The organism is Psychrobacter sp. APC 3426 (assembly GCF_030408035.1).
GTDB lineage: Bacteria > Pseudomonadota > Gammaproteobacteria > Pseudomonadales > Moraxellaceae > Psychrobacter.
In genome coordinates this window covers 60,599-72,749 of the sequence record NZ_JASDCF010000011.1, presented here as the reverse complement: position 1 = coordinate 72,749, position 12,151 = coordinate 60,599, and the positions used below count along the sequence as shown (strand labels likewise).

General features: G+C 45.0%; 14 protein-coding genes. 5 read left to right on the top strand and 9 right to left on the bottom strand.

Annotated features, from left to right (window positions below):
• Positions 1-270 precede the first annotated feature (270 nt).
• Positions 271-1,623, top strand: a complete 1,353-nt coding sequence (gene lptF, locus QL919_RS07650) for an LPS export ABC transporter permease LptF (protein ID WP_290188960.1) — start codon at positions 271-273, stop codon at positions 1,621-1,623.
• The gene (gene lptG, locus QL919_RS07645; protein WP_290188959.1) at positions 1,623-2,828 is read left to right on the top strand and encodes an LPS export ABC transporter permease LptG; all 1,206 of its coding nucleotides are present in this window, start codon (positions 1,623-1,625) and stop codon (positions 2,826-2,828) included. The genes lptF and lptG overlap by 1 nt, the downstream gene beginning before the upstream one ends.
• Before the next feature lie 176 nt (positions 2,829-3,004).
• On the opposite strand, the gene QL919_RS07640 is transcribed toward lptG, so the two are convergent.
• The gene (locus QL919_RS07640; protein ID WP_290188958.1) at positions 3,005-3,613 is read right to left on the bottom strand and encodes a methyltransferase; all 609 of its coding nucleotides are present in this window, start codon (positions 3,611-3,613) and stop codon (positions 3,005-3,007) included.
• 204 nt (positions 3,614-3,817) lie between these two features.
• Here QL919_RS07640 and QL919_RS07635 point away from each other — a divergent pair, with 204 nt between their 5' ends.
• Positions 3,818-4,252 (top strand): PH domain-containing protein, encoded by a 435-nt coding sequence (locus tag QL919_RS07635; RefSeq protein ID WP_290188957.1) that lies wholly within the window; start codon positions 3,818-3,820, stop codon positions 4,250-4,252.
• 124 nt (positions 4,253-4,376) lie between these two features.
• Here the strand turns inward: QL919_RS07635 and QL919_RS07630 are convergent, their stop codons facing one another.
• The 8 genes from QL919_RS07630 to recN form a co-directional block, all read right to left on the bottom strand.
• Positions 4,377-4,715, bottom strand: coding sequence for a DUF3817 domain-containing protein (locus tag QL919_RS07630; RefSeq protein WP_290188956.1), 339 nt, complete (start codon positions 4,713-4,715; stop codon positions 4,377-4,379).
• A 44-nt stretch (positions 4,716-4,759) separates the two neighbouring features.
• The gene (xerD, locus tag QL919_RS07625) at positions 4,760-5,698 is read right to left on the bottom strand and encodes a site-specific tyrosine recombinase XerD (RefSeq protein ID WP_290188955.1); all 939 of its coding nucleotides are present in this window, start codon (positions 5,696-5,698) and stop codon (positions 4,760-4,762) included.
• 24 nt (positions 5,699-5,722) lie between these two features.
• On the bottom strand, positions 5,723-6,964 hold the full coding sequence (locus QL919_RS07620; RefSeq protein ID WP_290188954.1) for a class I SAM-dependent methyltransferase: 1,242 nt from the start codon (positions 6,962-6,964) through the stop codon (positions 5,723-5,725).
• A gap of 59 nt (positions 6,965-7,023) precedes the next feature.
• On the bottom strand, positions 7,024-7,350 hold the full coding sequence (tusA, locus tag QL919_RS07615) for a sulfurtransferase TusA (protein WP_290188953.1): 327 nt from the start codon (positions 7,348-7,350) through the stop codon (positions 7,024-7,026).
• Between the two features lie 72 nt (positions 7,351-7,422).
• Positions 7,423-7,902 carry a hypothetical protein gene (locus QL919_RS07610; RefSeq protein ID WP_290188952.1) on the bottom strand — a complete coding sequence of 160 codons (480 nt, stop codon included), beginning with the start codon at positions 7,900-7,902 and terminating at the stop codon, positions 7,423-7,425.
• 70 nt (positions 7,903-7,972) lie between these two features.
• Entirely contained in the window at positions 7,973-8,521 is a 549-nt protein-coding gene (gene ruvX, locus QL919_RS07605) for a Holliday junction resolvase RuvX (protein ID WP_290188951.1), read from the bottom strand.
• A gap of 95 nt (positions 8,522-8,616) precedes the next feature.
• Complete coding sequence (locus tag QL919_RS07600) at positions 8,617-9,180, bottom strand: YqgE/AlgH family protein (protein ID WP_290188950.1); 564 nt, start codon at positions 9,178-9,180, stop codon at positions 8,617-8,619.
• 132 nt (positions 9,181-9,312) lie between these two features.
• On the bottom strand, positions 9,313-10,992 hold the full coding sequence (gene recN / locus QL919_RS07595; RefSeq protein ID WP_290188949.1) for a DNA repair protein RecN: 1,680 nt from the start codon (positions 10,990-10,992) through the stop codon (positions 9,313-9,315).
• A gap of 200 nt (positions 10,993-11,192) precedes the next feature.
• On the opposite strand from recN, the gene QL919_RS07590 reads away from it, so the two are divergent.
• Positions 11,193-11,345 (top strand): hypothetical protein, encoded by a 153-nt coding sequence (locus QL919_RS07590; protein WP_290188948.1) that lies wholly within the window; start codon positions 11,193-11,195, stop codon positions 11,343-11,345.
• 381 nt (positions 11,346-11,726) lie between these two features.
• Positions 11,727-12,062, top strand: a complete 336-nt coding sequence (locus tag QL919_RS07585; protein WP_290188947.1) for a pyrimidine/purine nucleoside phosphorylase — start codon at positions 11,727-11,729, stop codon at positions 12,060-12,062.
• Positions 12,063-12,151: the final 89 nt, after the last annotated feature.

Below are 12,151 nucleotides of genomic sequence, written 5' to 3'. Positions count from 1 at the left end.
TTTTTCACAGCCATTATTTAGCAAAACATGCTAGCATTAACGGTTATATCTATTGCCTTGTGTTTGTGTGTCATTACGAATCAGTCGCTCAGAGATGTCGCTATCTATTTAGTTAGGTATCTGGTTATTAATGAGTAGATTACTAAGTAGCTGATCGATCGCTATAGCTGTGATGCAGCACTATTGACTATAATTCTGACAACTTATCCTGCAACCAACCGCGCGCATACCAACTGTTTAAGAGTACCTATTGTGATATTACGCCGCTACATGACCCAACAAGTTGCCTCAACCACCGCTTTGGTATTGGGGTTTTTAGTGGTAATGATGCTTGGCGGTCGCCTGATTCGCTACTTTGGTATTGCAGCGGAAGGCAATCTAGACATCAGCTTATTGTTTACCATCATTGGTTATAATCTGCCGTATTTCTTAGAGCTTATCCTGCCATTGGCGTTTTTTATCGCCTTGATGCTGGTGTTCGGTCGCTTATACGTCGATCAAGAGATGGCAGTCATTAATGCCAGCGGTGTGTCGCGCGGTAAGCTTGCAAGATTGATGACTCCATTAATTTTGGCATTGTTTGTTGGTGAAGCGGCGTTATCTATAGTGGGTAAGCCTTGGGGTGTGCGCTCATCCGAGGCGGTTTGGCAGCAGCAAGCATTGAACAGCGCCTTTGACTTGATTCGTCCCAATGAGTTTATCAGCAGTGGCAATTATCATCTGTATGTAGGCAGTCTCAGCGATGATAAAAAGCAGCTGCAAGACGTGGTGCTTATTCAATCAGAAAAGCAAGAAAAAGGCAGCAAGGCGAAAAATGCTGCTGCGAATGATGTTGCTAAAAGTGAGATGGATAAAAGTGAGCTCGATAAAAACAATGCGGTCGATGTCCAAAATACTATTGATGCTGACACTGCTGAGCAATTAAATATTCCAGAGTTACCCAAAGCACTGGTAAGTAGCAATATTAGCAAAGATACTATTACGTTAGCCAAGCGCGCTGAGCAAGTCGATACAGGCGGTAGCGGCGTCACTCAACTGGATTTATTCCAAGGACGTCGTTATGAAGTCGGAGCGGGCAGCCTAAAGTATAATCAAGTAGGCTTCGATCGCTACCGTATCACCTTGACCGAATCATCTAAAGAAGTTATCACTGAAGACAATATCGAAACGCAAGCGATTGGTCCGTTGTGGCAAGCGGCGACGAGTACGGGTAGTGGTAGCGCGCAAGTGATCAATACCAATGCGCTGCGAGCGGCACAAAGCGAGCTTGGCTACCGCTTGGCACTACCGTGGTTAATGATTATTGCGCCGATGCTCGCCGTACCGCTTGCACAAGTGCGTCCACGGCAAGGTCGATGGCTGCGTTTGTTTCCAGCGATTTTATTGTTTGTTAGCTGTGCGCTGGGTATTATTTCGCTAAAAAATGCTGTGAGCAAAGGCAGTGTTAGCGTGTGGGCGTATGCGTGGCTGATTTTAGGGTTTATGGCGTTGGCACTTTATATGAATTGGGGTAGCCGTGTGCAGCATCGCTTGCGCTTTCGCAAACAACAACATGCCTTGGCGACTACTGCAACCAATGGCATCTCCAATCCAAATGATGGCACAAAAGGAGGGCAGTCGTAATGCGCTCCTTATTTACAAACTCTGCTGCTGAACCCTTGGCAAAAAAGCCAGGCAGTCTCAAAGTACTGGGGCGTTATGTTAAACGCAATGCCTTGCTGGCTATTATTGGCGCGGTCATCGGTTTGTGGGCATTACAGCTTATATTCTCCTATTTATCAGAGCTTGATTCGCTAGATGACAGTTATACGATGAGTGAGGCGATTAAGTATATCTTTTACCGTTCGCCCTATTTCTTAGAGCAGTTTATTCCGACAGGAGCGCTACTTGGCGCAGTGGTGGGTTTGGGTCTGCTGGCCAATAAAAGCGAGCTGGTGGTCATGCGCGCCGCTGGCGTCAGTATCTATCGTATCGTTGGTTGGGTGCTGCAACCGGCTCTGATTTTTGTGCTGCTCGCACTGGCAATCAATCAGTTTGTGCTGCCGTATTCGAATCAATTGGCAAAAGATATTAATGACGAAGACAGCAGCTCGTTGGTCACTTCTGTACGCGGCTATTGGACGATGCAACCACGCTTTGAGAGTCTAGAGAGTGGTAATACGAAGTCAGATGGCAGCGATATTTTGTATATCGATTATGCAGATGTACGAGGCAATATCGGCGAGGTTAAGCGCTGGCACTTAGATAGTAATGGTAACTTGCAAAGTGCTATACATGCCGAGGGTGGGCAATATATCGGTCGTAAATCTCTAGCGACTACCGATGGCAAACCGAGCGAGCAATATCGTTACGAGTGGCAGCTAAACAACATGACCAAACTCAACATCAATCAAGGTTTTGAGAGCAGCCAAGACATCTCACCATCAGATACGCTCAGCCTGCCGTTTGCGCCTGAATCGGTGTACTTACTCACGCGCAAAGCAGAGGATTTATCGCTTACGCAGCTTTACGAGCATCGTCAGTTTATGCGTGGGCAAGGCAAGCGCTCTTTAGAGCATGAGCTGGCATTTTGGCAAAAGCTACTCTCACCGCTATCGATTTTATCGCTAGTGATTGTTGCTTGCTCATTCGTCTTTGGCTCACTGCGTACGCATAGTCTGGGCTTACGAATCGTCGTCGCTTTGCTATTTGGCTTGTTGTTTAGTTACGTACAAGACTTGGTTGGTTTTGTCTCATTAGCGACTGGGTTCTCACCCATGTTGATGGTGCTATTACCGATACTTGGGAGTGCCGCGTTGGGCTTTTATCTGATAAAACGGCAAATGTAACCAAAAGCTTTCAGACATAAAAAACACGCTAAAGCCGATAACTTTAGCGTGTTTTTTTATGCTTGATAAGGGATAGTCAAATCTAGATAGTGGCGATACAAGGAAATCGATTGCAGACTATACCCTAGTATGTCAAAAGAGGTCGACGCGGTAGCGCGCTTATAGCGATTTGACTACTAGTCTTTGGTTGCCATCGTAATGGTATAAGTCTTACCTTGTTTGACCTTTTCGCTATTGCCAAACACCTCGGTAAATGAACGCTTCATAAACTGGCGTAAACCATTAATTGTCACCACATAAAAACGCCCACCTTGACGCATGCGCGCATAGGCATCGAGGAAATACAGATAATGCTGCTCTTTGCCTACTTTGGCTGGCAAGTTCGACATCACAAGGCTAAAGTCTTTGTCTTTTGCCACGTGGTTGAAGCCATTTGATAAACGCACATCGACATTTTTCAGACCGTTTTTTTCACAATTCAGACGCGCATATTCTACCGCCATAAAGTCTTTATCAATCAAGGTATGCTGACCGTTCGGACATTCACGCGCCGCTGTCATACCGAGCACGCCATAGCCACAGCCCAAGTCTATCGAATCATCGTCCGCTTGAAAATCCACATAGTCAAGCAACATTAAGCTACCATCATCGAGCTTTTGCGGCGAAAAAATACCCCACGTGGTCGCAAAATCAAACGGCTTGCCCAATACGTCTTGGCGAAAGTTAATATCTTCACGCCAGTGTTCAGCGTTTTTTAATAGGTCAGCAGGGGGTCTATGGCTCATGGGATTCTCAGATATTGGATAAGTAAAAGGGGTGCGCTGCTCAATTGGACAGCGTGCATATCATGATGCATTTTATTGAGGCTATTGTAACGAGAAAAGGGCAGGTTTGCAGCTAGGGATTCATTTAAAACTTATCATAGTTAAAGATAAGATTGATCATTCTTGCTAAACTTAAATCCGATTTAGCCAACTATAAAATATTCTATGGCAGACATTGTATTTACATCTAAAATTGATTTTTGGATTGCATTTATGCTCTGGGGTGGTAGCTTTCTGATGATTGCCGTTCCATTTTGGCAATGGAAAAAAAGCGAAAACGGTTCGTTAGCTAACAGTATTTTTTTGGCATTTATTTTCCTACCTCTTATAGCCTTAATGCTTATGCCGTTTTTTGGTACGAAATATACGTTATCAGACGATCAAATTCTTATAGATAATGGTTTTTCTACGCAGCGTATTAAGCTTACAGACATTACTTATATTGCTCCAACTCGAAATATGATTTCTGCACCAGCCCTATCGTTAGATAGACTTGAGATAGACTATAAAAATAAAAAGGTATTGATATCACCAAAAGACAAACTGCTATTTTACCAAGAAATACGAGCGCGTAATCCTAATATAGTGATAGTGAAGTAGAGTACACGTATTTAGTCTAACCTCTTAGATAATGCACCGCATGCAGCTTCTATAATCTTGTCGTCGTTAATAAATCACTATCCTCAAAAGTCTAAGCGCAACCGATACCGAAAAGCTTTTAATCCTACTTTCTCAAACGCTTCTTTAATAAATGATCAAATATAAACGGACCAAATGGCAAAAACGAGCCAAGCACACCTGCAGGCATTGCCCATAGCGGCATTTTGATTTTGCTGGTTGCAATCAACAGCATCAAAATATAGGCGATAAACAATGCCCCATGCGCCATACCGATATATTTCACTGCCTCAGGAATACCCATCATATATTTTAGTGGCATGGCGATACCAAGTAATAATAAAAAAGACGTGCCTTCTAGATAACCCATGATGGTCAGGTTTTTGAGGGCGGAATTTTGCCCTTTTGTTAGGGTAGGTAGAGTAGAGGGCTGAGCTTGCAACACGTTTTATTCCTTTTACAATCATCAATAAATAGTCAATTTCAATTTTAACCGCGCGGATGATGCTCGGCATGCAACTTCTGCAATCTCGCCGTCGCCACATGGGTATAAATCTGCGTCGTTGATAAATCACTATGCCCCAGTAATAACTGCACGCTACGCAAGTCTGCGCCATGATTTAATAAATGCGTAGCAAAGGCGTGACGCAGGGTATGCGGTGATAACTCTTTATCAATACTGGCGATTTTGGCGTATTTCTTTAATAGATACCAAAAGTTCTGCCTTGTCATATAGCCGCCTTGCGCGGTCAAGAACACCGCTTGGCAATTGCCCGATTTTAAATGCGCAATCAAATCACCACGAGCATGCGTTAGATAATCTTCCAGCGCATCTGCAGCATATTCACCTAATGGCACCAGTCGGGTTTTATTACCTTTACCGGTGATTTGTAGCCAACCAGAGTTTAAATTCACTTGCTCAAGCGACAGATTAATCAACTCGCTAACACGCAGACCACAGGCGTAGAGCACCTCTAACATGGCTTTATCACGCAGGCCAAGCGCTGTGCTAGTGTCAGGTGAGGCAAGTAGATTATCGACATCTGCCTCACTTAAATCTTTAGGCAGTGGACGGCCTAATTTGGGGCTTTTGATACGCTCGCACGGATTGTCCTCACGCAGATTACTGGCAATCATCCAAAGGTAGAACTGCCGCAAGCTTGAGAGCATGCGTGCTTGGGTTCGTGGGGTTTTGCCATCTTGAGTAAGGGTGGATAAACAGTGCAGCACGTCATCAGGCTGCCATTTCGTCAGGGCAATAGGACTGATGAGCTCGCAAGAACGCAGGTCGCGGACATAAGCGTTACGCGTCCGCGTTGCCAGACCGCGCGCCAACATCGCTTGACGAAACTCAGTGATATAAGCGGGTTCATCATCAACAGCTAGCGCTTTTGGTTGGCGCTGTTGTACGGCACGGTCGCGGCTCATAAGACGATACTCAATGATTGAATATTAAACACGCTGCAAGCACCATAACGAGGTGACTTCCGCACTTCGCGCTGCAAATAGCGGATCAGTCTCATCTTGGCTGCGACCATGCTTAGGCTTGGTATCTAGACGGTATGTTACTGCTAATCCAGCATTGGCAAACCAGCCTAATAATTCGTCACGAGTGCGCAGCTGCAAATGTTCAGCCAAATCGGACAATATTAACCAGACTTCTCCTTGCTTGGCTAAGTGAGATTTCGCGCCCTGCAACAACCCACGCAGCATTGCACTATTGGCATCATAAACGGCGTACTCTAAAGGCGAGCTGGGCTTAGCAGGCAACCAAGGTGGATTACAGACAATTAAGTTAGCGAATGGCGCATCAGTCGGATACAGGTCTGCTTGCTGTAACTGCACGTTAGCTAGCCCTTGGCGCGTAAAGTTCTCATTTGCGCAGGCTAACGCACGCGGATTTAAGTCCGTGGCAATCACCTGTTTCACACCGCGCTGCGCTAAAATTATGGCTAGCAGACCAGTGCCAGTACCTATGTCATAAGCGACATCATGTACAGTCGGCAGCGGCGCATCAAGTAATAGCTGTACATACTCATGGCGGGGTGGTGCAAAGACACCATAATGCGGGTAAATCGAAAGCCCTAAGCTTTCAACTGGCACGCCTTTTTCGCGCCACTGCGCTGCACCAAGCGCCCCTTGCAGGTCACGAAATGATAGTACACATGATTCATCAGCCGCTTTATCTAACTGGCCAAAAGCTGCTGTACAAGCGGCACTGACATCAGGAGAACGACGTAAGTGGCTGGCATAATCACTATCTAGCTCTAGTAGCAAACGGCTCAATATGCGCGAGCGCTGGGCTTGGATTTGGCGCTGTTGATGAAATAGGTTGGGTATGTCTTTGGGCGTCTCTGAGGATTCAAATGCAGTTTTATTAGACTTAGCAGACTTAGCAGACTTATTAGCCGCTTTTTTTATTTTGCGTTGCTCAGAGCGCTCATTGGTACGCTCGATACGCCGTTTGAGTGCTTGAAGCAATTGCCGCGCATTATGAAAGTCACCGCGCCACAGTAGTGATGTGCCTTCGCATGCTAAGCGATAAGCCTCATCAGCAGTCGTCTTATCATCGACTACGACAATACGTGCAGGCGGCGCATGACTGCTTGCAGATAACCAGCGGGCTTTATGTAAGCTTTCATTGCCGTTTTTATTTTCGCGCCACTGCACATATTGCTTCTCTGTTTGTAACACGTAGCTTACCTCTTATAAAAAATATATTGCCTCTAACGTACGGAGTCTTGGCTATCTGATTAAGCGCTCTTTTTCTTTACCAAATAACGATAAAGTGTGGCATTGATTGGCGCGCTATCATCACTATCAACTGTTATTTCATCAGGATCAACTTCTAAACTGATATTTTCCGCAAGTGTCTCTTGGTGAACAAGGGTGTGTCCCAAATGACGGCAAAAATTAGGAATATCGCGAGTGGTCGCAGGGTCGGTGGCGAGTATTTCAATCACCTCGCCGGCATCGGCTTTGCGAATGGTTCGATGCAGCATCATGACCGGTTCTGGGCAGATAAGCCCTTTGGTATCTAGATGATGTTGAATCGAGGTGTCAGATATTGAAGTTGTCATAGTCTCAGTTTGAATCGATATAGTCAGGTGTGTTTTTTACTATTTCTAAAGGGGATATAGTATATAGCTGTGTTAACTGTCTTCAACAATATCAGCTTCTGCTTCGGCTTCCAAAAAGTTAAAAAAGCGTTTAAAGCTCACCTTGAACAAGAATGCCACACCCACCCAACAAGCCAGTCCCAACCATGCGGTATCGGCAAATAATAGGCCAGCAATCAGCACGATGGTGGAAACCCCGATGCTTAATGCAATCATTGATGGCTGATTTAAGCGATAGCGATAAATGACCAACGCATCATAGATGATAATCGGAATAGATAACGCAATCAAAGCATATGGCAGATTATAAAACAGTTGATAGAGCAGCTGATTGTCATGGAATGCCTTGATACTAGCAATGGTGCCAAAGACCATGAAAGAGATGATGGCGGCATAAATAAGGTAAATCGCTATTTGATTGGCACGCTGTGCGCCTTTGATACGAGCAATGGCAAGTGGAACAAAGCCATGTTGAGACTTATTTTTCAGGGATTGGTCTGAAGCAGTGGTCATAATAATCAGTCATTTATGTAGATGGTATAGCAAAAATTGCTGGTATTTGAAGGGCAGGATTACCGTTGGCTTAATCTGCTTTGATGGCATCGATGGCGATACTGCTATTGGGGTCAGCAAAATAGGTCGACATCAGAATACAAGCAGAGATATCATCAATGGGATCACGTTCGTTTTGAATCCAGCCATTTTCCCAAGCGATGTCGCGCGCTGCGACTGAGGTCAGACGCTCATCACAGAGAGTCACGACCACTGGTAGATGCTGTTCCATGATTCTATGCGCGAGACGACGGGCAAATTTATGCGCGCGCTTTGACAGCATCGAGCTACTACCATCCATATTAAGTGGTAGCCCAACCACCACCTTTGCCACCCCCCAGACCTTGATAATACCTAGCAAATTGTCCCAATCAGGCTGACCATTATTCATCGCCAAAATATCAAAAGCCCGTGCAGTCTCAGTAAGGGTGTTGCCTAATGCCATACCCATCTTTTTGACACCATAATCCAAGGCTAAGATGAGATGCGGCTTGACGCTTGGTTCAGCGATGCTAGCGTCAGTCGTGATATTCGCTTCAATATCGATATTGTCATTAATAGCGACTGTGCTGTCTGTCATAAGGGTGCTATGTACCATAGTGAGAGGTGTTTCCTGTTTTTATAATCCTAGGGCTGCTTGCTTATTAAAGGTCTTGTTCAAGTGTAGCTTACTATTTAGGCATGACCGATATCACTACTGAGATAATCAAAATTAACGCCAATTTTGTCAGCAGCAATCTGCCAGCGTTCTTCAAATGGCGTATCAAATAATAAGTTCAAATCAGCAGGACAGACCAGCCAGTCGCCGTTATTAAGCTCTTGGTCGAGCTGTTTTTTGCCCCAACTGGCATGACCTAAGCACAACTGATAGTGACCAACCCCTTGACCTGCGGCGATACGTTTAAGGATGTCTTGGCTAGTGGTGATACAGACATTTTCTGATATCGCAAAAGAAGACGCCCATTCTGGTTGACCAGTATGTAATACAAAGCCCACTTGCGGATACATCGGACCGCCTTCTAATGCCACATCTTCCATCACTTGTGGGTCAGTCACTTCAATACTCAGATCTTCTAGCAGTTTGCCCACCCGCGACTGCTCTAATGGGCGATTGACCATCAGACCGAGTGCACCGTGCTTGTCATGACGACAGATATAAATCAGCGCCTGCTCAAACCTTGGGTCTGACAGCTCGGGTGCCGCAATTAAGAAATGATGAGTCAAATTGGCTTTAGACATAGACACAAATGCAACCTAATATTAAAGGTAAAATAACAGAGATGACACACCACTATATGGCGCTAATAAGCAAAAAATCAACCAAAGCAAATATTTAGCAGTTATTCGATGATAGTGGTCGACCTTAACTCTTTATTTAACATCGGTTAATAAACTGCGGGCATGGTCACGGGTAACGTCAGTGATGGTCACACCACCAGACATGCGTGCCAGCTCATCTACCTGCGCATCGTCGGTCAATATCAACAGCTCACTTTCAGTCTGCTCTTGATGATGTTTTTGCACCAAGATATGCTGATGTGCTTGCGCAGCTACCTGCGCTTGGTGGGTAATGGCTAATAGTTGCTGCGTCTGTCCAAGCTCGCGTAATAGCTCGCCGACCACTTGCGCGGTGCCACCACTGATACCGACATCTACCTCATCAAATACCAGCATTGGCTTGGCGGCATTATTATCGTCATTGGTCGCTTGTAATACCTGCATCACCAGTGCCATACGCGACAGCTCACCACCTGAGGCAATTTTATGTAGCGGCTGCATCGGCATACCGACGTTGGCACTAAATAGTAAATCAATGTCATAGCTACCTTGCGCACCATATTGGCTGACATCGGCTTTTTTGGTAAAAACAAACTCGCAGCGCGCATTGGGGAGGGCAAGGGGTTGTAATTGTTTAATTAATTGTTTGCTGACAATCGGTGCCGCTTTTGAGCGCTCTTTGTTTAACTGAGTGGCTAGGTCGAGATACGTTTGCCACGCTTGCTCGATTTGCGCCGCCATCGCATCGCTGCTCGGCTCATTTTCTAACTGCTCTAGTTGCGACTCCCACCCTTTTGCTTCATCGATTAAGTCAGTCGCAGGCAGGCTATGCTTGCGAGACAGACGGTGACCAAGACTGATTAAGTTATCTAGGGTTTGCAAACGCTCAGGGTCAGGCAGCTGTTGCTCAGCATAATCCGATAGTAAGCCTATGACCTCTGTGATTTGTTGCTGGGCCAAATGTAGCTGTTCGGAAGCCTGCTCAAAGGTTTGGCTGACACTCATTTGGTTATCACAGAGCTTAATCGCTTGCCCGAGCAAGGTCATGACGTCTGGCTCATCGGTATCATTATCGAGCAGGTGCAAGCCATGACTGGCCTCTTGCATGAGTGCTTCGATATTAGACAGCTCTTCGTGTTCTGCTTCGACTTCCGCATAGTCTACCGCTAATAACGGCGCTACGTCTGCCAATTGACTTTGCAACAACTGGATACGGTCTTGGCGCTGAGCTTCTCGGCTCGCGATATCATCAGCACGGCGTTTGAGTTGCTGATACGCTTGATAACTGCTGGCCGTTTGCGCAGCAAGTGGCGTGATTTGTGCCATCTCATCTAGCCATTGCACCACAAACTGCGGCTTCAGCAATGCTTGCTGAGCGTGTTGACTATGGATATTAACCAGTAATGAGCCGAGACTTTTGAGCTCAGCCAAGCTGACAGGCGTGCCATTTAACCACGCTTTTGAGCGACCTGTATTACTGAGCTGACGACGAATGAGAACGTCAGGCTCTTCTAATGGACGCTCATGTTTGGCAAACCATTCCGCAACGACCTGATTATTTTCCACATCAAACTGCGCATAGATATCCGCATGCGCCGCGCCATGTCTGACCATTGCACTGTCTGCGCGCTCGCCTGCACATAAGGACAGCGCATCGAGTAATAACGACTTGCCAGCACCCGTTTCACCAGTGATGACATTGAAGCCTTCAGCCATACTCAGCTCATGCTGAGCGATTAATGCAAACTGATGTAAAGTTAATGATACAAGCATCAACGCCTCTCATGATAGACCATAACGGTTAGATAAATTCATCTAAAGCCATGTCCAAAATAGGGTAAATAAAGAAATAAGATTACTTTGTTAACAGTGGAAAGTTAATAGCGGAAATAAGCCACATAGTAGTGATAAATAGTATGGTGGTAAATGCTATTAAATACAAATCCTAAAGCTGACTGATAACGTAAACGGTTATGAACCTATTATCTTTATTGGATAAAAAATGGACTGTCAGACACACTCTCTATACCATTGATACGGATGATAAAATCACGTTAAATGGTCAAGGTGCTATTTTTAAAGTCATACGTATTACTTATAGAATGCTCAATAAGCGTCTATCATAATGATAATCCAGCCACTTAGAAAAGCTGGTAGTCAGGGAGTATCCGTGCGTATCTACAAGCAAAACTTTCCTAGCCGCTGTAACAAACTTTATAGATATAATGTGGTAGCATAATCTCACATAATGATAAACTCTTGCTACTGGGTCGCATGCAAAGTGTGGCCTAAAACCAACTTCGTCATTATGTCAGAACGTTCTTGTAGAATCTGCAGCCACCATTTTTGCACTTGCCATTCGCATGCAGGCATCTATGATAACAATACAGTTGTATAGAACCATAGCAAATAGAGTAAAGCGCTTATCTAAAAGGCATACTCTCGCTAGGATTCCATAAGTTACTTATTTTTTAGTTTTGCAATAATTATTTGATAAGGAAGCCACTATGACAGCGGCGCAATTTACTAATGTAACAGTCAATGCCCAAGCGACAGTCTCTTATGATGGTCGCTGCTCAAGCCATACCATTATGTTTGAGGATGGTCGCCATAAGACCTTAGGTATTATTTTACCTTGTGATAATTTGGTTGAGCATTACCACTTCAGCACCAATACCTCCGAGCGTATCGAAATCACCAGCGGTGAGTGTGAAGTGAAAATAAATGGTGATGAGGAGTTCAGCTATTATCGGGCTGGACAGTCATTTGTCGTTGAAGGCAATAGTGGTTTTAATCTGCGGACAGAAGAGATTGTCCAGTACGTTTGTCACTTAGAAGGTTAGTTAAAAATTAGCAGGATAATAAATGTTAAGCCATCATTGAATGGCTTAACCCTATAAATACCTATCACTCAAAAGAAATAAACAGTATC